At 70.6% G+C, this 25,064-nt stretch carries 21 protein-coding genes; 15 read left to right on the top strand and 6 right to left on the bottom strand.

Going from position 1 to position 25,064, the window contains the following annotated elements; translation table 11 throughout:
• A partial coding sequence (locus ACE3QP_RS08235; RefSeq protein WP_374435085.1) for an HD-GYP domain-containing protein occupies nt 1-468 on the top strand: 468 nt, incomplete at its 5' end.
• A gap of 11 nt (nt 469-479) precedes the next feature.
• On the opposite strand, the gene ACE3QP_RS08230 is transcribed toward ACE3QP_RS08235, so the two are convergent.
• The 4 genes from ACE3QP_RS08230 to ACE3QP_RS08215 all read right to left on the bottom strand — a co-directional run bounded on the left by ACE3QP_RS08230 (nt 480) and on the right by ACE3QP_RS08215 (nt 3,498).
• Nucleotides 480-953, bottom strand: a complete 474-nt coding sequence (locus tag ACE3QP_RS08230; protein ID WP_374435083.1) for a tetratricopeptide repeat protein — start codon at nt 951-953, stop codon at nt 480-482.
• Nucleotides 950-1,096 carry a hypothetical protein gene (locus tag ACE3QP_RS08225; RefSeq protein WP_374435081.1) on the bottom strand — a complete coding sequence of 49 codons (147 nt, stop codon included), beginning with the start codon at nt 1,094-1,096 and terminating at the stop codon, nt 950-952. The genes ACE3QP_RS08230 and ACE3QP_RS08225 overlap by 4 nt, the downstream gene beginning before the upstream one ends.
• 63 nt (nt 1,097-1,159) lie before the next feature.
• Nucleotides 1,160-2,545, bottom strand: a complete 1,386-nt coding sequence (locus tag ACE3QP_RS08220; protein ID WP_374435080.1) for a hypothetical protein — start codon at nt 2,543-2,545, stop codon at nt 1,160-1,162.
• 44 nt (nt 2,546-2,589) lie between these two features.
• A complete protein-coding gene (locus ACE3QP_RS08215) occupies nt 2,590-3,498 on the bottom strand; it encodes a LysR substrate-binding domain-containing protein (RefSeq protein ID WP_374435078.1) in 909 nt (302 codons plus the stop codon).
• A gap of 117 nt (nt 3,499-3,615) precedes the next feature.
• Here ACE3QP_RS08215 and ACE3QP_RS08210 point away from each other — a divergent pair, with 117 nt between their 5' ends.
• From ACE3QP_RS08210 to ACE3QP_RS08175, 8 genes are all read left to right on the top strand, one after another.
• Entirely contained in the window at nt 3,616-4,119 is a 504-nt protein-coding gene (locus ACE3QP_RS08210; RefSeq protein WP_374435076.1) for an MBL fold metallo-hydrolase, read from the top strand.
• A 42-nt stretch (nt 4,120-4,161) separates the two neighbouring features.
• A complete protein-coding gene (locus tag ACE3QP_RS08205) occupies nt 4,162-4,479 on the top strand; it encodes a hypothetical protein (protein WP_374435074.1) in 318 nt (105 codons plus the stop codon).
• A 27-nt stretch (nt 4,480-4,506) separates the two neighbouring features.
• Complete coding sequence (locus tag ACE3QP_RS08200) at nt 4,507-4,965, top strand: TerB family tellurite resistance protein (protein ID WP_374435072.1); 459 nt, start codon at nt 4,507-4,509, stop codon at nt 4,963-4,965.
• Nucleotides 4,962-7,598: a LuxR C-terminal-related transcriptional regulator gene (locus ACE3QP_RS08195; protein ID WP_374435071.1), complete on the top strand. Its 2,637-nt coding sequence runs from the start codon at nt 4,962-4,964 to the stop codon at nt 7,596-7,598. Before ACE3QP_RS08200 ends, ACE3QP_RS08195 begins: the two co-directional genes overlap by 4 nt.
• A gap of 202 nt (nt 7,599-7,800) precedes the next feature.
• Nucleotides 7,801-10,017 carry a DUF1800 family protein gene (locus ACE3QP_RS08190; RefSeq protein ID WP_374435069.1) on the top strand — a complete coding sequence of 739 codons (2,217 nt, stop codon included), beginning with the start codon at nt 7,801-7,803 and terminating at the stop codon, nt 10,015-10,017.
• Between the two features lie 12 nt (nt 10,018-10,029).
• Nucleotides 10,030-11,361 (top strand): DUF1501 domain-containing protein, encoded by a 1,332-nt coding sequence (locus tag ACE3QP_RS08185; RefSeq protein ID WP_374435068.1) that lies wholly within the window; start codon nt 10,030-10,032, stop codon nt 11,359-11,361.
• A gap of 1 nt (nt 11,362) precedes the next feature.
• A complete protein-coding gene (locus tag ACE3QP_RS08180) occupies nt 11,363-12,238 on the top strand; it encodes a helix-turn-helix domain-containing protein (RefSeq protein ID WP_374435066.1) in 876 nt (291 codons plus the stop codon).
• Nucleotides 12,239-12,362: 124 nt separating this feature from the next.
• Nucleotides 12,363-13,295, top strand: coding sequence for a hypothetical protein (locus tag ACE3QP_RS08175; RefSeq protein ID WP_374435064.1), 933 nt, complete (start codon nt 12,363-12,365; stop codon nt 13,293-13,295).
• A 2-nt stretch (nt 13,296-13,297) separates the two neighbouring features.
• Here the strand turns inward: ACE3QP_RS08175 and ACE3QP_RS08170 are convergent, their stop codons facing one another.
• Both ACE3QP_RS08170 and ACE3QP_RS08165 read right to left on the bottom strand, forming a co-directional pair.
• Nucleotides 13,298-14,365, bottom strand: coding sequence for a hypothetical protein (locus tag ACE3QP_RS08170; protein ID WP_374435062.1), 1,068 nt, complete (start codon nt 14,363-14,365; stop codon nt 13,298-13,300).
• Nucleotides 14,366-14,441: 76 nt separating this feature from the next.
• Entirely contained in the window at nt 14,442-17,201 is a 2,760-nt protein-coding gene (locus tag ACE3QP_RS08165; RefSeq protein ID WP_374435060.1) for a peptidase C1, read from the bottom strand.
• A gap of 159 nt (nt 17,202-17,360) precedes the next feature.
• Here ACE3QP_RS08165 and ACE3QP_RS08160 point away from each other — a divergent pair, with 159 nt between their 5' ends.
• The 6 genes from ACE3QP_RS08160 to ACE3QP_RS08135 all read left to right on the top strand — a co-directional run bounded on the left by ACE3QP_RS08160 (nt 17,361) and on the right by ACE3QP_RS08135 (nt 25,063).
• Entirely contained in the window at nt 17,361-18,104 is a 744-nt protein-coding gene (locus ACE3QP_RS08160; RefSeq protein WP_374435059.1) for a GNAT family N-acetyltransferase, read from the top strand.
• 136 nt (nt 18,105-18,240) lie between these two features.
• A complete protein-coding gene (locus ACE3QP_RS08155; protein WP_374435057.1) occupies nt 18,241-21,495 on the top strand; it encodes a contractile injection system protein, VgrG/Pvc8 family in 3,255 nt (1,084 codons plus the stop codon).
• An 11-nt stretch (nt 21,496-21,506) separates the two neighbouring features.
• Nucleotides 21,507-23,324 carry a phosphatidylserine/phosphatidylglycerophosphate/cardiolipin synthase family protein gene (locus ACE3QP_RS08150; protein ID WP_374435055.1) on the top strand — a complete coding sequence of 606 codons (1,818 nt, stop codon included), beginning with the start codon at nt 21,507-21,509 and terminating at the stop codon, nt 23,322-23,324.
• 106 nt (nt 23,325-23,430) lie between these two features.
• On the top strand, nt 23,431-24,237 hold the full coding sequence (locus tag ACE3QP_RS08145; RefSeq protein ID WP_374435053.1) for a tetratricopeptide repeat protein: 807 nt from the start codon (nt 23,431-23,433) through the stop codon (nt 24,235-24,237).
• A 48-nt stretch (nt 24,238-24,285) separates the two neighbouring features.
• On the top strand, nt 24,286-24,594 hold the full coding sequence (locus ACE3QP_RS08140; RefSeq protein WP_374435052.1) for a hypothetical protein: 309 nt from the start codon (nt 24,286-24,288) through the stop codon (nt 24,592-24,594).
• A 34-nt stretch (nt 24,595-24,628) separates the two neighbouring features.
• The gene (locus ACE3QP_RS08135; RefSeq protein WP_374435050.1) at nt 24,629-25,063 is read left to right on the top strand and encodes a hypothetical protein; all 435 of its coding nucleotides are present in this window, start codon (nt 24,629-24,631) and stop codon (nt 25,061-25,063) included.
• Nucleotide 25,064 lies beyond the last annotated feature (1 nt).

Below are 25,064 nucleotides of genomic sequence, written 5' to 3'. Positions count from 1 at the left end.
CTGGCGGGCGCGCAGATCCCTGCCGATGCGCGGCTGGTCGGGCTCTGTGACGCCTTTGACGCCATGACGAGCACGCGCCCCTACCGCGCCGGCATGGCGGTGGCCGAGGCGCTGGACCGCATCGAGGCCGGGCTGGGCCGCCAGTTCGACGCCGAGCTCGGTGCCCAGTTCTTGCGCCTGGGCCGCGCCGGGGCGTTCGACGCCATCGTCGGCCACAGCGACGTGGGCATCCCCCTGCAGCACTGCCTGCGCTGTGGCCCGACCCTGATCCGCCACCGGGACACGCGCGCCGGCTCGCACCAGGGCTGCCCGGTGTGCGAGGCCCGCATCCGCTGGGACGAAGGCCCGCAGGGCCTGGCGCCGGTGCCCACCGGCGAGGCCGCGCCGGCCGAGGAGCTGGAACCGACCCTGGACCGCGCGCAGATCACGGCCCTGGTGGCCGAGTGGACCGAGGTGCTGGTGGTCTGAGGGGCCGCAGCTCAGGGCCGCGCTGCCGCGCGCCGGCGGTGCGCGGCAATCGCCTCCCGCAGCTCCTGCAATTCCTCGCAGCCCAGCACGCAGATCGCGCGCAGCGCCTCCAGGTGCTTCTCGGCGCTGGCCACATCGCCCACCGTCAGGTAGGCCTCGCCGATGTACTCGTGCGCGCCGCGGTGGCGTGGGTCGATGGCCAGGGCGCGCTTGTAGTGCGCGAAGGCGGGCGGCAGTTGGCCGAGCTGGCGGTGGCTGTAACCCAGGTCGTTGTGCAGCTGGGCGGAGTCGGGGAAGCGCTTAAGCGCCGCCTTCAGCAAGGGCAGGGCGCGGGCGAAGTCCTGGGCCTTGAGGGCGGCGCTGGCCGCGGCGTAGTCGGGGTCGGCGGCCAGGGCCTGCTCGGCGCCTTCTTCGGAGGGCGCCGCAGCCAGTGGGCGGGCCAGCAGGGCGCAGCCTGCCAGCAAGACCAGGCGCCGCGGGCTCATCGCTTGGCCAGGAAGGCCTTGGCGCGCGCCACCTCGGGCAGCGCGCTGTCGGCGTTCCGGGTCAGCTCGATCAGCCGGGCATGGTGCTCGGCGGCCTTGTCGGGCAGGCCCGCGGCTTCGGCCGCGGCGGCGGCGCCGGCCAAGCCGCGCAGGCGGTTGGGTTCGCGGCGCTGGGATTGCTCGAACGCCTGCAGCGCTGCCGCCGGCTACTGCTGCGCCAACAGCAGCTCGCCCAGCAGTTCGCGTGCCGGCACCACGCGACCGGGGGTGACGATGTGCTTCTCGTTGCGGTCTTCCAGGTCGGCGGCGGCGCGCATCAGGCGCAGGGCCTCGTCGGCCTGCCCCTTCGCCTGGGCGATCCAGGCCGCTACTGCAATGCGCTGCACCTCCACCTCGGTGGCCCAGTAACCCTGCTTGGCCTCCTGCAGGCTCTTGTGCAGGGCCCGCAGGCGCTGGGCCTCGGCCTCGGCGGCCGCTACATCGCCGCTGCGCGCCGCACCCAGGGCGCGCGCGAAGTGGGTGATGGCCTCGGTGTGCGCGAAAGCCGTGCCCTGCACGGGCAGCTGGGCGGCGGCGGCCCAGTCGCCACGCTCCAGCGCCAGGCGGGCCGGCATGGCCACGGCGGCATAGGGGCCGGCGAACTGCGGCAGCTGCGCACCGCCGGCACTCTGGAACTCGGCCAGCACCCGGCGCGCGGCCTGGTCGCGGCCCAGCTGCAGCTCGGCGTAGACGAGGTAGTCGGCGGCATGGAAGGCGTCCACGGTGCTGCTGTCCTTGCGCGCCGCGGCGGCCGAGCGGCGGTTCAGCGCCACCGAATCCGACCAGGCCCCGACGCGCGTGAAGATGTGCGAGGGCATGTGCAGGGCATGGGCCGAATCGGGCGCGATGGCGGAGTAGCGCCGCGCCGCGGGCAGGCCCAGGTGCGCGATCGGCGGGGCGTCATAGCTGTGGATCAGGTAGTGCGCCACGCCGGGGTGCTCGGGGTACTTGGCGAACAGCTTTTCCAGCAGGCCGGCGGCCTTGAGGTAGGCGGCATAGCTCTGGTCGGCCTGCGACTGTGTGCCGGCGATGTAGAGCGCGGCAAAGATCTGCGCCTCGTCGTCCTCGGGGTACTTCGCCGCCAGGGCCTCGAAGGCCTGCGCGCGCGTGAGCTGGCGGGCGCGCTCGGGGCGGTTGGCGAAGTCCGCGTAGTAGGCGGCCACGGCCTCCAGGTAGCCGAGCTCACGCTCGCTGCGGGCGCCCAGGCGGCGGCCCTCGTCGATCAGGGCCTGCGCGGCCTCGGCGGCCTTGGGCGATGCGCCCTGGCCGGCCAGCGGGTTGTTCATCAGCAGCGCGGCCAGGCCGAAGCGCGCCACGGTGCAGCCGGGGTCCTGGGCCAGCACCTGGCGGAAGGTCTTCTCGCCGGCCGAGTACCAGAAGGAATGCAGCATCGCCAGGCCGCGCTGCAGCTCGGCCTGCACCGCGGGGCTGCAGGAGTTGGCGAACTGCACCTTGCCGAGCTGACCCCCACCGGCTTCGGTTTCATGCGCGCCGGCCGGGCCGGTCAGGCTGAGCGACAGGGTGAAGGCAAGCGCCAGGGGCTTGAAGGACATGGGGCCTCCTGCTGAGCCGGCCGATTCTGCGCTTGCGCGCCCTTTCAGGGGAGGGGGTCCCAGGGCTCTCCGGCAAAGCGCTCGGCCAGGAAATCCACCATCAGGCGCAGCAGCTGCGGCGGGTGCTGGCGCGAGACCATCACCGCATGCAGGCCCAGGGGCTCGGGCTCCCAGGCCGGTAGCACGGCCTGCAGCCTTCCCTGCGCCAGCAGCTCGCCCACCAGGTAGGTGGGCAGCATGGCGATGCCCAGGCCGCCCAGCACCGCCTGCAGGGTGGCGCCGGCCTCGTTGCTCTGCAGCGGGCCCGTGATGGGCACGCGCAGCAGCCGGCCCTCGTGCAGCAGCCGGTACTCGCCGCGGTTCAGGTTGGCGTGGCTGATGCAGCGGTGTGCTCGCAGCTCGGCCGGCTCGGCGGGGTGGCCGGCCTGCCGCAGATAGGCCGGGCTGGCGCACAGCACCGAGCGGCAGGTGGCCAGGCGGCGCGCCACCAGGCCTTCGTCCAGGCGGTTGCTGATGCGCAGCGCCAGGTCGATGCGTTCCTCCACCAGATGCACGGTGCGGTCGGCCGCCAGCAGCTCCACCTGCACCTGCGGGTGCTGCTGCAGGAAGTCGGCCAGCGCGGGCCCCAGCTGGGCCATGGCGAACGAGGTGCTGCAGCTGATGCGCAGGCGCCCGCGCGGCTGGCTGCGAGCGGCCTGCTGGCCCAGCTGCTCGTGCAGCTCGGCGCGCAGCTGCAGCAGCTGGCGGCAGCGCGGCAGGGCCTGTTCGCCGGCATCCGTCAGGCTCAGGCGGCGCGTGGTGCGCTGCAGCAGGCGCACGCCGAGTTCACGCTCCAGGCTTTCCAGGTAGCGGCTGACCATGGCGCGCGACATCTCCAGCGCCTCGGCGGCCGCACTCAGGCTGCCGCGGTCCACCACCTCGACGAAGACCTGCACGGCGGTATGGCGGTCCATGCGCTTCCCTTTTATTGCGTCAATTGATGCAACAAAGCATCGCATGGCATGCGGTTTATTTGCGCCATTCGAACTTCTAGAGTTCAGCCCATCGACACCCCTCATGCCCTCATCGCCATGCAAGCCAAGACCCTGATCACCAGCGCGCTCGCCTCCAGCATCAGCCTTGCCGCCACGGCCCAGCCCCTGCAACTGCAGGTCTACAACGCGCCGGCCGGCAGCTTCCACGCCAATGCGGTGCTGGTGAGCGGCGAGAAGGACGCCGTGCTGCTGGACACCGGCTTCACCCGCGCCGACGCGCTGCGCATCGCCGCCCTGGTGCTGGACAGCGGCAAGCAGTTCAAGACCATCTACATCAGCCAGGCCGATCCCGACTTCTACTTCGGCGCCGCGCTGCTGCAGCAGCTGTTCCCGCAGGCGCGGCTGGTGAGCACGGCCGCCACGCGCCAGAAGATTGGGGCCACGCTGGCGACCAAGCTGCAGGTCTGGGGCCCGCGCCTGGGTGCCAATGCGCCGCAGACCGTGCCCCTGCCCGAGGTGCTGGCGGGCGATGTCATCGAGCTCGAAGGCGAGCGCCTGGAGCTGCGCGGCCTGGACGACGCGCTGCCGCTGCGCAGCTAAGTCTGGATCCCTTCGATTAAGACGATTGCGGGTGGCGTCAATGTGTTCGCCGGTCTGCACCTGTGGACGGCCGACACGCAAACCCCCGCCGAACGCGCCGCCTGGGCGCAGAAGCTGGCGCAGATGGCGGCGCTGCAGCCGCAGCGCGTCATTCCCGGCCACAGCCTGCCGGGCCAGGCGCAGGACCTGACGGCGATCCGCTGGAGCCAGGACTATCTGGCCCGCTTCGAAGCCGAGCTGCCGCAGGCGGCGAACAGCGCCGCGCTGATCGAGCGCCTGCGCGCCGCCTACCCCCAGGCCGGCCTGGGCATCGCGCTGGAGATCGGCGCCAAGGTCAACAAGGGCGAGATGAAGTGGTGAGGGCGCGGCGGGGCGATCATTCGGCCCATGCTGCGCACCCTCAAAGACCTGTTCGGATCCCTGTTCGACGCCCCAGGCCCTGCGGCCCCCGACCCCCACACCCTGGAGCTGGCCACCGCCGTGCTGCTGGTGGAGGTGATGCGGGCCGAGGCCGGCATCGGCGCGGCCGAACGCGCCGCCGCGCTGCGCGCGCTGCAGGCCAAGTTCGCGCTCTCGGCCGATGAGGTCGAGACCCTGCTCGCCCGTGCCGAGGGGGTGGCGCAGGACGCCACCGACTTTCATCAGTTCACCACCCTGCTGAACCAGCGTCTGGACGATGCCGCCAAGCTGCAGGTGGTGGAGGCCATGTGGGCGGTGGCCTTTGCCGATGGCGAGCTGGCCGCGCACGAGCGCCATGTGCTGTGGCGGGTGGCCGACCTGCTGCATGTGAAGCACGCCGATTCGATGGCGGCCAAGCTGCGCGCCCAGGCGGCGGCCGCGCCATGAGCATTGCGCGCACGCGCATCAGGCCACCGCTCTGGCAGCCGGGCCGGCATGTGGAGCGTCCGTCGCTCACGCGGGCGCTGGAGCAGGCCCTGGAGCCCACCGCGCCCGTGCGCCTGCTGCTGGCCTGCGCGCCGGCCGGCTTTGGCAAGACCCTGGCCCTGGCGGCGCTGTGCCAGCGCGCCAGCGCGGCCGGCTGGGCCAGCGCCTGGCTGGCGCTGGATCCCGAGGATGCGCTGCCCCAGCTGCTGGAAGGCCTGGTGGCGGCGCTGGACCCCTTTGACCTGCCCTGGCGCGTCGACCCCGAGGCCCTGGCCCGCGCCGGCGCCGAGCCCGGCAGCGTGCCGCGCCTGGCCAATGCCTTCGTGAACGCGCTCGAAGCCGCCGAGCAGACGCACGGGCTGATCGTCATCGACGATCTGCACCGCGCCAGCGACCCCGCTCTGCACGAGTACCTGGTCCGCCTGCTGGAGCGCCTGCCCACCGGCTGGCGGCTGGCCGTGGGCAGCCGGGTCGAGCCGCCCTGGCCACTGGCGCGCCTGCGCGCCGAGCAGGGCCTGGTGGATGTGCGTGAGGAAGGCTTGCGCTTTGCGCCGGCCGAGGCCGCGCAGCTGCCCGGCGCTGCCGCCGTGCCGGCCGCTACCCTGCAGACCCTGCTGGAGCGCACCCAGGGCTGGGCCGCCGGGCTGCGCCTGGGCCTGGATGCGCTGCAGCATGCCGGCGCCCAGTCGCCGCAGCGCCTGGATGCCGGGCTGTTCGAGTACCTGGCCAGCGAGGTGCTGGACGGCCTGGACCCTGAGCTGCGCGAGTTCCTGCTCGCCACCGCGCCGCTGCCCGAGTTGACGGCGGCGCGCGCCGCGGCCCTGTCCGGCCATGCCGGAGCGGCACGCCTGCTGGACCAGATCCTGCAGCGCGGCCTGTTCGCCACCCAGCTGCCCGGCAGCGAGGCCGGCCTGCGCCTGCACGATCTGTTCCGCGACACCCTGCTGCATCGGCTGCGGCGCGAGCAGCCCGAGCGCTTGCCCAGCCTGCTGCGCCGCGCTGCCGCAGGCGAGCCCGAACTGGCCCGGCGCATCGAGTACGGCGTGCAGGCCGCAACGCTGGATGGCGACTGGGCAGGCGTGGAAGCCGATCTGCTCACGGCCACGCCCGCGCTGCTGACGGCGGGCGACACGGGCGGCCTGCGCCGCCTGCTGGGCCGCTTTCCGGCTGCGCGCCTGCAGGGTTCGGCGGCCTTGCTGCGCGCCCAGGGCCTGCTGGCCTGGGCCGAATGGGACTGGCGCGCCATGCCCCGCCAGATGGGGGCGGCGGCGGCCCTGCTGCGTGCCGCTGGCGAGCACCAGGCCGCGCACGCAGTGCAGGCCTACCAGGCCATCGGCCTGGCTGGCGCGGGCGAGCTGGCGGCTGCTCAGGTGCTGGTCGATGGGCTGCAGGCGCAGGCCCTGGAGCCCGCCAGCCGCTGCCGCCTGGCCGTGGCGCGCCTCTGGCTGGCCATGAACCGCGGCAGCCTGCAGGAGGTGGTGGCGGTGTTGAACGAGCAGCTTGATCTGCTGCAGCTCAGTGAAGACCTGGCGCTCTGGTACGAATGCGTGCCCCTGCCGGCCTGCGTGGGTCTGGCCGGAGCGCGCGCACCGATCCAGCGCTACATCCAGGGCGTGTTGCTGCGCGTGCCCGATGCCCCCACCGGCGTGCGCGGCATCGCTTTGGTGCTGCAAGCCTTTCAGCAAATGTGGGCGGCCGAATCGGAGGTCGACTGGGAGGCCGCCGAACGCAGCCTGGCCCTGGCGGCCGAAGACTGCCACTGGCTGGACCGCCCGGCCAATCTGGACTTTCAGTTGCGCATGTCGCAGATCGCCCTGCACGCGCTGCGCGGGCGCAGCACCGCCTTCGAGGCGGCGGCGCGAGAACTGCTGGCCGACAGCGCCGGCCTGAACGCCCGCCAGCGCCTGCAGCCTGCGCGCACCCTGGTGGCCTTTCATGTCGGGCGGCTGGCGCGGTTGGCCGGTGTACCGGCCCTGCTGGCCGAGGCCCAGGCCCTGCTGCACGAACCTGGCCCCGGTCAGTGGCTGGATGAAGCCCAGCTGGCCGTGCTGCAGGCCCAGGCGGCCGCCCAGGCCGGCCAGCCGCAGGCGGCCCTGCAGGCCTGGTTGCAGGTGGTGCAGACCGCCGAGCGCCTGAGCGTGCTGGGCCTGGAAACCGAAGCCCCCCTGCAGGCCGCCGATTTGCTGACCCAGAGCGGCGCCCACGAGGCGGCCCGGGAGCTGCTGGCGCGCGCCCTCGACGGCTGCGTGCAGGAGCCCGGCAAGCTGGCCCTGCTGGGCCGCGCAGCCCTGCAGCGCCTGGCCGCCAGCCCGGCCGCCGCCGCGCTGCCGGGCGCACGCGAACGCCTGCTCGCCGCCCTGCCGGCGCCGGCAGTGCCCACAGCGCCGGCCACCGCGCGCGCCCCTGCCGCCGGGCTCAGCGAGCGCGAGCGGGAGGTGCTGGGCCTGCTGGCCCAGGGCCACAGCAACAAGCTGATCGCCCGCGAGCTGGGCCTGAGCCCCTACACCGTCAAGCGCCATGTCGCCAATCTGCTCGACAAGCTGGACCTGCGCTCGCGCGGCCAGGCGGCGGCCTGGCATCGCGATCACGGCTGATCCGCTGTAAGCGCCGGTAACGGCCATTTGAAAAAACCGGACAGGGCCGCGGCGCTGGGTTGACGCGGGGCGTCACCCGCGCCGACCAGGGCTGTCAACTGCGTCGGCCCGGCGGCCTTGCCTGCCCAGGAAAGGGGGGCTGGCACATCGCTTGCAGATCACTCGCCATGCCCACCCGTCCGCGGTGGCGCGGAGCAATCCCATGGCCAACAACTCGTTACTTCTTCCGCCCCCGCCGCCCCCCGGCCGGGTGGTGCGCTGGGCCGCCGCCGGCCTGCTGCTGGGCAGCCTGAGCCTGCCGGCCAGCGCGCAGACCATCACCGTCTACAGCAGCGTCAGCCTGCCCATCAGCGGCTCGCGCCAGCTCACCGCCTATGTGCCGCTCTCGCCCAACAGCGTGGTCTGGGCGGTCAACGGCATCCCCGGCGGCAACAGCACGCTGGGCACGGTCAGCAGCACGGGCCTGTACACCGCGCCGGCCGTGGTGCCGCAGCCCAGCAATGTGGTGGCTGTGACGGCGCGCAGCACCGCCTATCCGGACAAGGTGGGCAGCGCCAACATCACGGTGACGCAGGTGCAGCCGCGCCTGTGGAGCACCCGCCCCACCAGCGTGCCGGTGGGCGCCTACAGCCTGACGCTGAATGGCGCCGCCTTCGGCACCGATGTGAAGGTGCTGGTGGCCGGCATGCCGGCTTCCACCACGCGGCTCTCGGCGACGCAGATCATGGCCACCGGCACCGCGCCGGCCAGCTGGGCCGGCACCAGCCAGACCGTGCAGGTGCTGGCGCTGGGTCCAGGCTCGATCGGCTCGGACATCGTGCGCGTGGGTTTCACGGCCGCCGCACCGGCGCCGATGCCGCCGGCCCCAGCGCCCACGCCAATGCCGCCCGCACCGGCGCCTACGCCGATGCCGCCGGCTCCCAGCCCCACGCCAGCCCCGCCGCCCGCCCCCACGCCGGCCCCACCCCCCGCCCCGGCTCCGATGCCCCCCGGCACCGGCCCCGTCAACCTGGCTGCCGCCCGCTTGCTTGACCAGGCCGCATTCGGCCCCAATGCCGCCAGCGTGGCGCGGGTGCGCCAGCTCGGCGTCGAGGCCTGGTTGAACGAGCAGTTCCTTACGCCGGAGACCGCGGTGACCGGAGGCAGCGACCGCCGCGTCGTCGCCCAGGGCTATCTGCACCGCCTCACCGAGGCGCCCGACCAGCTGCGCCAGCGGGTGGCCTATGCGCTGGCCCAGCTGCTCGTCATCAGCTTCAACAAGAACATCTACCCGGACGAGGTGGTGCCGCATCTGCGCACCCTCAGCGCCCACGCCTTTGGCAACTACCGCCAGCTGCTGGAGCAGGTGACGCGCAGCCCGCAAATGGGCAAGTACCTGGACCTGGCCAACAGCAACGCCCCGCGCAATGGCTCGGCCGCGAACGAAAACTTCGCGCGCGAACTGCTGCAGCTGTTCTCCATCGGCCTGGTGCGCCTGAACCCGGACGGCACGCCCCAGCTGGATGCCAATGGCCGTCCGCTGCCCACCTACGACCAGGCCACCATCCAGCAGGTGGCGCTGGCCCTCACGGGCTGGACCTACCAGGGCGCCGGCACCAACAACTGGGAGAACTTCAGCGGCCCGCTGGTGCTGCGCGAGATCAACCACGACCCGCGTGAGAAGCGCTTCCTGGGTTGCGTGCTGCCGGCCGGCCAGGGCGCTGAGGCCGATCTGCGCGCCACGCTGGACTGCGTGTTCAACCACCCGAACACCGGCCCCTTCGTGGCGCAGCGCCTGATCCGCCAGCTCGTCAAGAGCAACCCCAGCCCGGACTACGTGCGCCGTGTCGCCAGCGTGTTCAACAACAACGGCAGCGGCATCCGCGGCGACTTGCGCGCCACCGTGCGCGCCATCCTGGTGGACCCCGAGGCGCGCAACGACCTGGCGGGCCTGAACGACGGCCGCCTGCGCGACCCGATCCAGCATGTGGCGGCCACCGCGCGTGCGCTCGGTGGCGGCTTCCTGCCCACCAATGCCGTCACCTGGGAGCTCAGCCTGATGGCGCAGGAGCCGCTCACGCCGCCCTCGGTGTTCGGCTTCTACTCGCCGCTGTTCCGCCTGCCGCAAACCACGCTGAGCGCCCCCGAGTTCCAGATCTACACGCCCACCGAGGCCACGCTGCGCGGCAACCTGCTGTGGCAGATGCTGGTGCAGCCGGGCGCGAACTGGCGCATCGATCTCACCCCCTACCAGGCCGTGGCCGGCAACACCACCGCCCTGGTGGATGCGGTGGACCAGAACCTGCTGTGGGGCCGCATGCCCCAGGCCATGCGCCAGAGCCTGGCCAATGCCATCAACGCCCAGCCTGACGCGCAGCAGCGCGTGCTGACGGCGATCTACCTCACGCTGCTTTCGGGCCAGCACGCTGTTCAGCATTAAGGAGCCCCGGCCATGAAACCCCACACCACCCGCCGCTCCCTGCTACGCGCCGCCTGCGCGCTCACCGCCGCCGGCGCCCTGCCCGGCGCCCGCGCGCAAACACAAACCGACTACAAGGCGCTCGTCTGCGTCTACCTGGCCGGCGGCTGCGACGGCCACAACGTCCTCATCCCGATGGAGACCGCCGCGCATGCCGCCTACCGCCTGGCGCGCGGTGCGCTGGCCCTGCCGGACAACAGCGCCACGCTGCTGCCCGTCAGCAGTCCGCAGGGCGCGTTCGCGCTGCACTCCGGCCTGCAGGCCATCCACCCGCTGTGGGCCCAGGGCCGGCTGGCTGCGGTGGCGAATGTGGGCCCGCTGGCCGCGCCCACCACGCGGGCGCAGATCCTGGCCGGCAGCGTGCCCCTGCCCAGCAATCTGTACTCGCACTCCGACCAGATGCTCATCGCCCAGGCCGGCAACGCCAGCGGCGGCGGCACCGGCTGGGGCGGCCGCGTGGCCGATGCGGTCAACAGCCGCAACGGCAGCTCGCGCTTCCCGGCCGCGGTGTCCCTCTCCGGCAATGCCCTGTTCGCCACCGGCGCCCAGGTGCAGAGCGCCAGCCTGCTGCCCGACAACAACCTCGACATGAGCGGCATGGCGGTGTGGCCCGACAGCGCCGCCAACGCCCGCCGCCAGGCGCTGAACGAGATCCTGATGCTGGACGGCGGCGTGCGCCTGGTGCAGGCCGCCAACCAGGTACGGCGCGACGCCATCACCCTCAACGGCCTGCTGCGCAGCAGCGGCAGCGCCACCGTCAACACCGTGTTCCCCGGCACGAATCTCGGCCGCCAGCTGCGCCAGGTGGCGCGTGTCATCGCGCTGCGCAACACGGTGGGGGTGCGCCGCCAGGTGTTCTTCTGCCAGCTCGGGGGCTTCGATACCCACTCGGCGCAGAGCTGGACCTTCTGGGACCTGCAGCGCCAGCTTGCCGAAGGTCTGGCCGCCTTCCATCTGGCGATGCAGGAGCTGGGCACGGCCAATCAGGTCACCAGCTTCACGCAGAGCGAGTTCGGGCGCACCCTGCAGCCCAGCGGCTCGGGCTCGGACCACGGCTGGGGCAACCACCTGCTGGTGCTGGGTGGCGCGGTGCGCGGCGGCCAGGTCTACGGCCGCTTCCCTTACCCGGCGCTGGGCGGCGCGGACGACGCCAACGGCCGCGGTGCGCTGATCCCCAGCACCTCGCTGGAGCAGTTCGGCGCCACGCTGGCGCGCTGGTTCGGCGCCGATGCCACGGCCCTGGCCGCCGCCTTCCCGAACCTGGCGGCCTTCGCACCCCAAGACCTCGGCTTCATGAGCGCCTGAGGTGCTTGGCAGTCGCGTGCTCCTGCTGGCGCCCGCCCCGGCGCTGGCGCCGTACGTGCACGCCTTTGCACTGCGCCGGCCCTGCGCGCAGGCAGCACCGCTGCCCGCGCTGCAGCGCTTTCCGGCGCAGTGGCGCGGCGCGCTCTCGCTCGTCAGCGAGGGCACGCTGCTGGACGGCCACAGCGGCGCGGCGGTGGGCCGGGCCGAGTTCTGCGGCCCGCGTCTGCGCCCCGGCCTGCGCCGCTACCGGGGCGAGCCGGTCGTCACCACCGTGCTGTCCCAGCCCGGCGTGCTGGGCGCCTGGCTGGGGCCGCAGCGCGCCCCCGCGCTCGAAGCCCGCGTGCCGGCCGAAGCCCTGCTGGGCGCCGCCGAAACCCAGGCCCTGCTGCGCCTGATCCACCCCGGCGACAGCCCGGCCCAGCAGGTCTGGCGCCTGGAGCAATGGCTGCTGGAGCGTCTGCAGGGCCTGAGCGTGCTACCGCTGTGGCCGCCGGCCGTGTTCGACTGGGCTGGCTTCGATGTGGCCGGCTGGGCGGCTCAACTGGGCTGCAGCGCGCGCCAGCTGCAGCGCCGCGTGCAGGCCCTGCAAGGCCTCAGCCCCAAGCCCCTGCTGCGCGTGCTGCGCATGCAGCACTGCCTGCGCCTGCTGCACCGGCCCGGTCAGCCCGCCCAGGGAGCGCTGGTGCAGCTGGAGCAGATCGCCCAGGCCAGCGGCTACTGCGACGGCGCGCACATGGCGCGTGAGCTGCGCGCGCTGACGGGCAGCAGTCCGCAATCCCTGCGCGAGCTGCTGCAACGCGGCGACCCCCGGCCCTGGATCCAGGAACCCCTGTTGCAGCCCGGCCTCAGCGCCCCCGGAGCACGGGCCGCGGCGTGAACAGCACACAGGCGGTGGACCTTTTCGGTGCCACCGCCAGCGGCGTCCGGCCCGTTCCCCGTATCGTCCGGGCTCCCTGAACTGGCTCTCGCAACGAATCCGTGGCCGCCCACGGATCTGCGGCATGGTCTTGCGCACCCTGTTTCCGATTCCTTGGTTCCGTGGCACCGAAGGGCGCTTGGCCTGGCGCGCCCTGCTGCTCGCCGCGCTGTGCGCGCTGGGCCCGGGCGGCGTGCACGCGGCGGAGCCCACGCGCATCCGCGTGCCCGCCTTCGATGCCCCGCGGGACGGCCGGCCGGGCTACTTCTTCGAGCTGCTGGAGTTGGCGCTGAAGAAGACCCAGGACAGCCATGGCCCCTACGAGGTGCAGATCCTCAAGGAGGTGATTTCCCTGGAGCGCGCCGTGACCGAGCTGAAGAACGGGCAGCTCATCGATCTCGTGTTCACCGCCCCCAACCCGGGCCTGACCACCGGGCTGCGGCCCATTCCGGTGTCGCTGCTGAAGGAGCTGAACAACTACCGCATCCTGTTGATCCGCCAGGGCGAGCAGGCGCGCTTCGACCGCATCCAAACCCTGGACGACTTGCGCAAGCTCACAGCCGGCCTGGGTTCGCAGTGGGTGGACACGAAGATCATGCGGCGCAACGGCTTCACCGTGGAAGGCTCGGCCTGGCACGAGAACCTCTTCAAGATGCTGGCCGCCAAGCGCTTCGACTTCTTTCCGCGCGGCATCTACGAGATCCAGAGCGATTTCAAGAAGTACCAGGAGCTCGGCCTGGCCATCGAGGACAAACTCTTCCTTTACTACGAGGCGCCGTTCTACTTCTTCGTCAACGACGCCAACGCCCCGCTTGCCGAGCGCATCGAGCAGGGGCTGAAGCTGGCGCTGGCCGACGGCAGCTTCGACCGCCTGCTGACCAGCTACCCGGAGTTCAAGGCCGCGCTGGAGGTGCAGCACAGCGCCTCGCGCCGCCTGCTGCGCCTGGCCTCCTTGCCGACCAGCTGTTGGGCGGCGCCCGCCAGCCAGCCGGCCTGCTCGGGCGGGCGCCGCAACTGACGCTACACGCGCAGGTCCACCTGCTGCAGCAGCCCCGGCCGGCCGTCTTCGTGCAGGTAGAAGCCGCTGCTGCGCAGCTGCCCCTCGGCCGTGCCGTTGCCGCCGCGCAGCGTGAAGGGCGTGGCCAGGCGCGCCAGACTGAGAGCGCCCACTCCGGCCGCACTCAGGGACTGCAGGCCGCCGCCCGGCCGCCACACGTTCAGCTGGCTCCAGGCCGGGTCGTTCTCGTCGATCCAGCCATTGGCATCGGCATCCAGGGCCGCCAGCTCGGCAAAGCCATCGCCGCTGCGCGGGCCGAAGAGCTCGCTGCCGTCGTTGGCCACGCCGTCCTGGTTGCGGTCGAACACCAGCCAGCCGCGCCCCGGGCCCAGGCCGGGCAGGTTCTCGCGCACGCCGTCGGCATCGAGGTCGAAGTCCCAGCGCGGGCCGAGCAGGTCGGCGGCGGGGCCGTCGAAGTTCAACACCAGCGGGTCCTGCACCGCGCTGGTCTCGCGCCGGTGTTCGAAGTGCAGCTGGCTCATTTCCAGCTTGAGCTCGAACTGCAGCTCGCGGCCATCGGCGGTGCGCACCGAGCCCTGCACCTCGAAGCGCGTGGATTCGAAGGAGAGCTGGGTCTCCTCGACGGTGCGCTGCGTGCCGCTCGGGGGCGTGGGGGCCGGGGTGGGCGCAGGTGTCGGGTTGGCAGCGGCAGGGGCGTCTGGCGGGCGCAGATCGGCCGCATCCGGCGCGTCCCCGGGGCTTTCCAGTCGGTCGATCGGATCGGGCAGCTGCTCGCCGAACACCAGCCAGAGCATGGCGCGCAGCAGCTGCATGCGTGGGTCGTGGCGCACGGCCTCGGCACTGGCCTGCGCCGGGTCGCTCACCGCCTCGGTGGCGGGCCGGGAAGGGGGCGCCGCCTGCGCCACCGCCTGGGCCGCGGGCGAGAACTGCGCACGCGTGGGCAGGCTGGGCCGGCCGTCGAAATCGGGCCTCCGGGTGCCGATCCAGGCACGGTCGGTTTCGCGGCGCTCCAGGCGCTGCCAGGAAGCATGGCCAGCGGCCAGCTCCAGCTCTGAGGAACTGATCTTCATCACGGCCTCCGCATAGGCGTCATGAAGCCTTGCTATCGGCCGCGCGGGCGGCGCACTTGAGCGCCGTCTGTCAGTTTCAGAACCCGCGCAAGTCCTGCGGCGGCGCGGCCAGCGGCGTGCCGCAGATGCGTTCCAGCGTGCGTTGCACGGTGTCGAGGTCGTTGTCGAAGCAGCCGTGGTCGGCTCGGATAGGCTTTCCCGGGGCGGTGGCAACCGAGTCGGCGTCCAGGATGCGCAGGCGCTCTTGCAGCGCGCTGTCGGCCACGGCGCGGCGCCATTGTCGCAAGGCCTCGGCGGTGCTGGAGCTGCCCTCCCAGCTGTTGTAGGCCGGGTCCCATGCGGCGGCCAGGCCGAGCAGGGGCGTGCGGCGGTCGGTCTCCAGCGCATTGGCTACCAGCCACAGCAGGCTCTTGCGGTAGATGCCGCCCACCGCGTCCTCGCGCTCGCGGCGCTCGCTCAGCAGGTTCAGGTGCAGGCGTTCCAGCACGCCAGGGTGGGCGGCGTAGTGGCGGTTGGCGAAGGCGATGCTGCAGGCCGGCGCGTAGAGCTCGACGGACTGCACCAGGCCCAGGCCGCCGCGCCGCGCCAGACTGCTGAGGAGATGGCCCAGGAAGATGGCACCGGCCGAATGCCCGACCAGGTGCAGCTTGAGCGGCCCGCCCTGCGCCAACTGCAACAGGGCGGAGACGAACAGATCGCCGCCGCGCCCGGCCTCGAAGGCCAGCTCGGCATTGGCCTTCATCTCGCTCCAGATCGGCCGCACCAGGCTGCGTCCCACCGTGCGTTCGATGAGCGCGTCGGTGCGCTCGCTGATCTGCTCGCCCAGGCCGGCCGCGGGCGCGGCACCGCGCAGCAGATTGCCCAAGGTTTCCAGCAGGCCGGTCTTCCAGACCATGAAGAGCGGGTAGGCGCCGTTGGCCAGGGCCAGGCGGCCCAGCGCACGGGCGCGGCGCACGGCATCGCCCTCGCTGTTCAGGCCGCCATGGGCGTAGACCAGCAGCTGGCGCGGCGTGCCGCGGCGGAACTGGGCCTCGGGCAGGGCGGCCACCTGGTGCAGCAGGCTGCGCGTGGGTTCGTCCTCGCTCAGGTAGCGGTGCACGCGGCCGTCGTCGCCCAGCACCACGCTGTGCCGGTAGGCCTGCTCCTCGCTCCACCAGCCGCTGCCGGCCTGCGCCGCGCTGCTGCCGGCGCCGGGCGCGCGTGCTTCGATGCGACCGGCCAGCACGCCGGGCACGCCCAGGCCCACCACCCAGGCATCCATGCCATTGCTCAGCCAGTCGGCGTAGCTCAGCAGGCCGAAGCCTCCGGCACCCCAGCCCGGGCCCCAGCTGTTCTGCACCACGAAGCCCTCGCGGTTGAAGCCCACCAGGGCGAAGGCATGCCCGGCGTCGCCCGGGGCCTCGCCCTTGAACTCGATGCGCGGCAGGTCCGCATGAGATTGCGGGCCGGGGCGGTCGGCGCGGCCATGCTGCAGCGCGTACCAGCCTTCGTGCACGGCGGCGGAGGCATAGACGGCGCCGACCTGCTGGATGGCGGCCTGCAGATCGGTGATGGCGCGCAGCTGCACGCGGAAGTACACGCCCAGGGTCTGCTCGGCGGCGCGGCGCGTGTAGCCGTAGCGCGGGCGCGCGTCGCCGCGCGGCCAGTCGGTCTGCAGGCACACGCCATGCTTGAAGAACGCCTTGAGCGCGCCGCGGCAGCTGGAGCCCTCGTAGTCCTCGCCCGCGTACTCGTCGTAGCGGCGCGCGAAGCGGTACAGCATGTGCGGGCTGACGGATTCGAATGCCGCCGGCCGGCCGGCGCCGCGCCAGCGCAGGTGATTGACCACGCAGGCCAGGCCGAAGCCGGTGCAGGCGCCTTCCTGACCCTGGTTGAGGATGAGCCCTGCGGCCGTATAGGCGGGCAGGGCGGCGCGCACCTCGGTGTCGGGCGGGAAGGCGTTGAGCAGGTTGGTGGGTGGGGGCAGGTAGGGGCGGTCGCGGAGGTCCACTGGGTCCTTGCGGGCGGTGGCTGGCGCCGCCTCGGTCTTGCGCGCGCGGGCCTGCACGGGTGGGTTCCAGGCGCACACGGCGGCAAAGCGCTCCAGCCCATGCGTGCCGCCGTTGACGAGCTTGCGCGCCGCGGCCCAATCCCGCGCCGCCATGGCCTTGCGCAGGCGCGGCGCCACGCCTTGCAGGAACAGGGCCAGCAGCAGGGCGGCGACTTCGGGGGCGCAGGCCGCATCGGGCTGCGCCAGCAGGTCGAAGCCCAGGCGTTCGCCCAGGCGCTGGTAGTGGGCGCGGCCGGTCAACTGCACAAAGCCGCGGCCCTTGAAGCGGGCGCCGTCGCCCGGCTCGGTGTTGCCCAGCCGGGCCTGGCCCTCGTAGCTGCTGAAGGGGGCCTGGCCGTCGCGGGTGTTGAAGCGCGAGGGCGCCTCGGGGATGGGCAGGAAGCCCTCGGTCTCGGCGCGCACGGTGCCGAGCGCCGCACGCACCAGCAGCGGGTCGATCAGGCCGCAGGTCTGCAGCGCTGCTTCCACATAGGGCCAGTAGCGCTCCACATTGGCGGGCTTGGTGGCCGGAAACAGCGCCCGCACCTGGTGCAGCGGCAGCAGGGGCTCGAAGCCCTCGCGCAGGCCCAGCAGGCGCTGGCCCAGCGGGCCCAGCAGGCCGTCGGCCAGCAGGCCGACACCGCTTTGCCAGCGCCGCAGCGCGGCCTCGCACAGGGCGTCGAAGCGCTCGCCGTGCGCCAGGCCGGGGTAGTCGTCGGCATCGGCGCCGAGTTGCTCGGCCAGCGCGCGGCGCAGGGCCGCCACCTCGGGGCCGGCGCAGGAACGGAACAGCAGCAGCGTGGCCATCGTCGACTCCCCCTTCTGATGAAGGCGGGCATTGTGTTGGGGCCCATCCGGCGCAACCGTAGCAATTGGTTGCCTCGCCTCGACCGAGGTCGGTCGTTGACTTTCCGCCGCCTCAGCGGCGGTGACGGACACTGCCCGCGACTTTTCCTGGACCCTGCCGTGAGCGAACCCCTAGCCCAACACCTGCGCCGCCTGCGCCGCACCGGCCGCCGTGCCGACGCCCTGGCCCTGCTGGACACCGCCTGTGCCCAACGCCCAAAGGACGCCACGCTGGCGCGCTGGGCCTGGCAGCACCAGGCCTTCTGGTGGGAGCCCGTGCAGGGCCGCACGGTGCGCCTGCGCCGCCGCGGCCCCATTGACGCCGCGCTGCTGCGCCGCTGCTGGGGCGACCGCGACTTCATGCAACGCTTCCACCGCCTGGCTAAGCCCCTGCCGGCCGACGATGGCGCCCTGCACGAGGCCCTGCTGCGCGAGTACTGGGCCATCCCCGAAGAAAGCGGCGCGCTGCACTGGACCATCGAGCGCCAGGGCCGCGGCTGCGGCTTCATCTCGGTGGTCGAGTGGTCGCTGCCGCAGCGCCGCGCCGAGTTCCTCATCGGCCTGCCCGAGCCCGAGGGCTGGACGGCCATCGAGGCCGCGCATCTGGCCATCCAATGGCTGGCCCAGCGCGCCGCCGTGGAGCGTCTGAGCGCCTGCTTCTACGCCAACAACCTGGCGGCGCAGCGCCAAGCCGGGCACCTGGGCTTTGAGACCGAGGGCGTGCTGCGCGGCCATTTCCGCGAGCCCGATGGCCGCCGCACCGATCTGCACCTGGCCGGCCTGCTGCTGAATCTGGACTTCTTCCGCCGCACCCAGGCCCTGCGCCAACGCTTGCTGGGTGCCGAAGTCGCCGTCAAGCCCTGAACAGAGCGGGCAGGCCCCGCCTCCCCGCAGACGCGGGGACTGCAATTGCAAGCGATGGTGAGTAATTGCAAGACGACCCCGCAACAGGCCGCGCGGCTTCCCACAATCCGCGCCGCCCTGTTTCTGCGGACCTGTCATGTCCCTCGCGCTTTTCTCATCTCTGCTCGGCAGCTTCACCGCCGAGCGCCGGCTCTATCGCCTTGAGGGCGAGGCCCTGGGGCCGGACGAACTGCTGGTGGAAGCCTGGGCCGAGCGCGAGGCCTTCAACCAGCCCTGGTCGCTCGAACTGGTGTGCCTGAGCGAGAACCCGCTGCTGGACCTGGACGCCCTGCTGGGCCAGCGTCTGCAGCTGCTGACGCGTTTGCCCGACGGCAGCGAGCACTGCCGCAGTGCCTTGGTACTCAGCATCGAAGCCGAAGAGGCCGACGGCGGCCTGGCGCGCTACCGCCTGCTGCTGGGCTCCTGGCTTTCGCTGCTGGGCTATGGCCAGCACAGCCAGGTCTGGCAGGACCAGCCCCTCACGGCGATCCTCGACGCCGTGTTCGGCGCCTACGCCCCACAAGCCCAGTGGCGATACGCCGACTGCGTGGCCCCCCACCTCGCCCAATCCCCCTGGACCACGGCGGCCGGCCAGCGCCCCTACGTGGTGCAGTACCGCCAGAGCGATCTGGCCTTCGTGCAGCGCCTGCTGCGCGAAGAAGGCCTGGTGCTGCGCTTCGAGCGCGACAGCGACACGGTAGTCATCCTGGCCGACAGCCCCAGCGAGGCCGCCTGCCCGGACCTGGGCTCGGTGAGCTTCCACCGCGACAACCCCACCGAGACCAGCGACACCGTCCAAGCCCTGGGCCAGGCGCGCTTCATCCCCACCTGGCTCTTGAGCGGCGTGGCCAGCCAGCATGCCGCCGCCAGCGTGGTGGCAGCCGAGGTGCCGGTCATCAGCCAAAGCACCCTGGGCGAAGCCGCACCCCGCCTGGAGCACTACGCCCACCTGGGCGAGCACAGCTGGGGCGTCGGCTTCGAAGGCCAGGGCCGCAACCAGCTGGACCGCGCCCTGACCCTGGCGCAAGAAGGCTGGGAGGTGCAGCACAAGCGCTTCATTGGCCGCAGCACCGTGCGCCACTTTGCGGTGGGCCAGCGCTTCGAGATCCGGGGCAGCCCGCTGGACGCGCAGAGCAGCGAGCCACGCGCCAAGACCCTGCTGCTATCGGCCATCGCCCACGTGGGCCTGAACAACCTGCCCAAGGCCCTCAGCGACGAGCTGGCCACCCGCGGCTGGGCGCACCGCAGGGCGGATGCGCTGCCCGCCTGGGTCGGCCCCGAGCTCAGGAAGCAGGTGGCGATCAACGGCTACGCCAACCGCTTCGTCGCCGCCCGCGTCGACGTGCCCTGGCGCCCGGCCTGGTGGGCCCTGGGCGTGGACGCCGCGCCCATCGACGAACCCGACGACGAACTGATTCCGCTGCTGGATGCCATCCACCGGCCCGCAGGAACGAAGCTCCATCCAAAGGCCGATTGCCCCGGCGTGCTCAGCGCCACCGTGGTCGATGCCAGCGGCAGTGCCGAGCCGCGCGACGCGCAGGTGCATGGCGACGCCATGGGCCGCATCCGCATCCGCTACGACTTCCAGGGCCTACCGGGCTTTGCGAGCAGCGGCGCCAGCTCCATCTGGGTGCGCGTGCTGCAGAGCTGGGCCGGGGCCTTCGGCGGCGCCCAGTTCATCCCGCGCCTGGGCCAGCAGGTGCTGGTCGGCTTCATCCACGACGACATCGAGCAGCCGCAGGTCATCGGCGGCCTGTACGACGGTCGTGGCGAAGGCGCCCTGCCCGCCACGCCGGGCGGCCTGGCCGGCGAGGAAGACCGCAAGCCCTATGCGCTCTCAACGGACCACAACCCGAGCAGCCAAGGCAATCTGAGCCAGGGCCACGCCCCGGCCTGGCATGGCGGCAGCCCCGAGGAACTCGACGCCGAAGGCCAGCGCAATGCCAGCGCGATGTCGGGCTTCAAGAGCCAGGAATGGGACGGTGGCACGGGCTACAACCAACTCGTGCTGGACGACAGCGACGGCCAGCTGCGTGTGCAGCTGCACTCCAGTGCCCACGCCAGCCAGCTCAATCTGGGCCACCTGATCCACCAGGCCGACAACCACCGCGGCAGCTTCCGCGGCGAGGGCTTCGAGCTGCGCTCGGACGCTTACGTGAGCCTGCGCGCCGGCCAAGGCCTACTGCTTAGCACCGCCCCCACGCAAGCCCAGGAGCCCGCCGGCGACAACGCCCCCGGCATCGCCATCGCCAAGCAGCTCAAGCAGCTCGGCCAGGTGCTGAGCCAATCCGCCACCACCCACCTCGTCCCACCCTTGATGGCCCACCTGGGCACGGTCAAGGCCAGTTTCAGCGTCCAGACCGAGAAGGAAGCCCCCACCCACGCTCTGCTCACCGCCCTCAAGGGTCTGGTGGACGGCACGGCCTGGGACGAGGCGCTGAAGGACGCGCAGGAGCGCAACACGGCGGGAGACAAGCTGCCCCACACGGTGGCGCCCGTGATCGCCTTCCAGGGCCAGGGTGGCATCACCGAGGTGGCGGGGCAGGACCACATCCAGGCCGCAGGCCACACCATCACTGAGGCCGCAGGCGAAGACTTCGAGCAGGCCGTCGGCAACGACTACCGCCTGCACACCGGCCAGGCCATCGGCATCCTGGCCGGGGCCATCGAGCCCGGATCCGGCGCGACGGCCAGCGGCCTGAACCTGATCGCCGGGCACAAGGACATCACGATCCAAGCGCAGAGCGACACCTTGCAGGTCAATGCCCAGCAGACCTTGACGGTGGGCAGCCAGACCCAGCACATCGACTGGGCCGCGGCGAAGAAGATCACCCTGGCCACGAGTGGCGGGGCCTGCATCGTGATCCAGGCCGGGAAGATCGACGTCATCGCGCCGGGGACGATCACGGTGAAGGCGGCGATGAAGGATTTGATTGCGGCGGCGGAGGTGCCGTATGCGATGCCGCGCTTCCCCGACGACACCACCAATCCGCTCAAGCGCAAAGTGCGTTTTGTGCTGGGATCCTTACCGACGGCCCTCACCAACTTCGCCGGCGAACCCTACAAGCTGTTTGCGGACGGGGCACTGCTTCAGAAGGGCCTGGCAGACGATGACGGGGGCCTCATTTGGGAGCACAAGGAAGGCACCCAGCGGTATCTCATTGAGTTGGTCACCGGCCAACGCTTCGAGCTCAAGGTCGAAGAAATCCTCCTCGATGCCCTGGCCGAGAAGCTCGCCAACCAAGGCTATCGCGACTACCGGCATGAAGGTGCCGGCGGAAAGGCACCGTTCGATCACGAAGGCGACGCCTTCCGTCTGTATCAGCACCGCGCTGACGCGGGCAACGACTGAGTCAACACCTCATGAGCAGCACACCTTCCATTCCTCTGGTTTGCGCACCTATCGGGCTGCAAAACCGACGAGAAGCCAATGGCACCATGCCCTGGTTTGTGCAGGCGGCCAAGTACCCGCCGCGGGAAGGCAATTGCGTGACGCCGCTGGTCAATGGCCAACGTGCCTTTGCTGCGGTTGAGGCCGCCATCCGTGCAGCGCGGCACAGCGTGGACATCATCAGCTGGGGCTTTGACCCGAGCATGCGTTTTGTGCCGCCCAACGGCATTCGCATTGGGCAGCTGCTGCGCGACAAGGCCAAAGCTGGTGTGAAAGTGCGGGTGCTCGTCTGGAAGGATGTCCTGGCAGGCTTCAAGGAGAACACCCTCCCCGGTGACGGCTTAGGGGGGAGCGGCGGCGGATCTGCTGGCATTGGTTCTGGGGTGGGATCCACTGCACCTGGCAATGCACCGGGTAAGGCGGGGCCATTCAACGACTACGGGAGTCGTCCCAGCGGGCGCGGCAGCGCGGGTGTTGTGTGGGATGACCCGGAGGCCAAAGAGTTCACCCGGAAATGGTTCAAGGATGCGCCCAGCGGCCTATCGTTTCGGACGCGCAACTACGGCCGCATGGAGCGCATCGAACTCGAGTGGAAGTTCATCCAGCGCAACGGCTGGACCAGCAAGACGGCTCAGCGTCTGGCCTTTACGGAGGCCGCCTCGCACCACCAAAAGATGGTTTTAGTGGACTACGAAATGCCAGAGCATGCGGTGGGCTTTGTGATGGGCCACAACATGCACCGCAATTACTGGGACACCGACGCACACGAGTACTACAGCGAAGACCGCCTTTACTTTCAACCCTGGCAGGATTTATCAAGCCGGGTTCGCGGGCCGGTGCTGTACGACCTGAACGACAACTTCAGCGTGGCCTGGACCAAAGCCCAGCCACTGTTCGGCAGCGACCAACCCATTCCTGCCTCGCGTGCCAGCCTGAAACCCGAAGCGTTTGCGCCCAAGGCTGTACAGCAAGAGACCCCGACGATGGCGCAGATCACGCGCACCCAGCCGTTGGATGGGGATCTCAGCATCAATGCGTCCTATCACCTGGCCCTCGCCAGCACGCGCAGATATGCCTACTTTGAGAACCAGTACTTCCGACACCGCGAGATTGCACTGAAGCTGCGCGAGACCAACCGGAAGCTCAAAGCAGCTGGATGCAAGCAGGACATCCATGTCTTCGTGGTCACAAATGTCCCCGACGGTGCGGGCCGGATGAACACGTACGACATGCTGCAGGCCTTGGGCAAGTCCAGCAGCCTGCCCAAGGTCCAGAAGGATCAGGCGGACGAGGACAAAGAGCGACCGGTTCACGCCAGCGAGCTGGCGGGACTCAAGGTGGTGGTGTGCAGCTTGGTCAGCTCGGGTGTAGAGGTGACGGAGCCCGTGGCTTACGACACCGGACGCACCGATGACATGGGCTTTCCGATCTTCACGATGACCGAGCCCACGTCACGCAATGTTTTCGCGCCAATCTATGTGCACTCCAAGCTGCTGCTGGTGGACGACGTGTTCTTCACGCTGGGCTCGGCCAATATCAATGAGCGCAGCCTGTTCAACGACACCGAACTGAATATCGCCTGTCCGTCACCGCAGTTGACCAAGGGGTGGCGGGAGCACCTTTGGCGAATTCACACGGGCAGGGTGCCGGGGGAGGACATGAAAGTGGAGTTTGAGTTTTGGGATCGGACCTCCAAGTCGAACCGGGCCGACGTTGCGGGGGGCGAACGCCCTGCGAACAAGTTGCTTGAGTTTTTCGACGATGGCAATCCCTCGATGCGTTTGGACTGACGTGCGAGCGCTCAATACGGGCCGACTGATTGCCATTTGCGTCGTTACGACAGTACTACTGGCGGCACTGATCGCAACGGCAGCGAATACTTCCAAGAGAAAAAAGATGCTCTCTGAAAACGACTGGAAAGCGCTGGAGTTTCAGTGCGTCCATGAGACCTTTGATGTCCGTTCTGCTGGCCCCGACGCGGAGGCCTGGTATCAGCAGTCCAAGAGCCACTACAGCATAGGCATGCGTACGGAGAGACAAGACCTGTTAGCCCGTCATGTCGAACTGCTCACAATGGCCGCGGAGCGCGGGCACCCAAAGGCCATGAACAACCTCGTCATTGCCTACCGTGACGGCGTTGGCGTGAAGCAAAACGCGCGCAAGGCCGTGGAGTGGGCCGAGAAGATGATGGAGGCCAACATCGGCGTCGGCTTCTACAACATGGGCATGTTCCTAGAGCAAGGCTTCGGGGTGCGCGAGGACCGAGGGGCCTCCCTGGCCTACTTCCGCCGCGCCGCCGACCTAGGCAATCGCCAGGGCCAATATTTGGTTGGGAAGAAGCTTTTCACCATTCCCCCGGGGCCAGAGGCGACACGGGTGTTTCCGATTGGCGAGGCCATGCTGCGCTGCGCCTTGGAACAGGGAGAAGCGGACGCCGGGTTTGAGTTGGCGCTTCAGTACCAAAGCCGAAAGAAGGACTGGTGGCAAGCGGCCTACTGGCACCAGCAAGCGGGAAAGTTGGGGCATCGCATTGCCCTATCGGCATTGCATGCCATGTTTTCAGAGGGCGAACGTGGTGCTCCCATCGACCAGGCTTTGGCAGCCAAGTACCTTGCTGTGCTTGAGCAGGTTCGCGAAGACGAGACGCTGCAATTTCCAAACCTCGACACCCTCTGTCCGCTACCGCCGAAGCCCGGTGCCTGAGTAGTCAGGCGTTTGATGGCCTAAAGCTGAACCACGTCAAGCCGCCCCATGCCCCAACCCATTCGCCTCCTCTTCGCCAGCGGCCTGCTGCTGATGCTGGGCCTGTTCGCCTGTGCATTCCTGCCCAGCAGCCGAGGTCAAGGCGTTGGCGACCCCAGCGCAGGCGGGGTTTTCTTCTTATTCATCCTCAGCGCTGCGGCCGTCTTCTGGTTGCTCGTGTGGAGCGCCGTGGCTTGGTTGGCATTTCGGGGCATGCAGAAGGTCTGGCCGGACCTTGCGGTCACACTGGGCTGGGCGCTTTGGGTCTTGCCTGTGGTGGTTTGCGTTGGCGGCCTCCTTTATGTGATGGCTCGCTGACTGCAGCCGCTCAAGAACGAGGGGCAGCCCAACCATGCTTCGTGACCTGCGCTTTCTGGCCGCCTTCGCGCTCTGCCTTCTACCCACCCTGCTGCTGCTGGCCGTCCTCTTCGCCGGCGGCCTGGGAACCTTGGCCCTGCTGCTCCTGCTGCCACTGACCACCCTAGCCGCCGAGCTGATCTCCCGCCCCAAGCCCGAACACCGCAACCCGCGGGCGCGCCATGGCTGGAGCATTGTGCGCTGCACGGCGGTGCTGGTGCTGCTGGGCGCGCTGCCGCTGGCCTTGCTGTTGGATGCGATGAGCGGTGCCGCCGTGGGCGGGCCACGCAACGGCGCGCACACGGATCTGCCCACGCTGCTGTTCTGCGCCGCGCTGCTCACCAGCGCCCTGGTGGCGCCGGTGCTGCTGCTGCTGCGCCAATACGAATGCCCGCAAGCACCGACCACTGACTCAGAGGCCGACGCTTGAC

The sequence above is a fragment of the Inhella sp. genome, assembly GCF_041912635.1.
In the GTDB taxonomy this organism is placed as follows: Bacteria; Pseudomonadota; Gammaproteobacteria; order Burkholderiales; family Burkholderiaceae_C; genus Inhella.
This window is presented reverse-complemented; position numbering and strand designations above follow the sequence as displayed.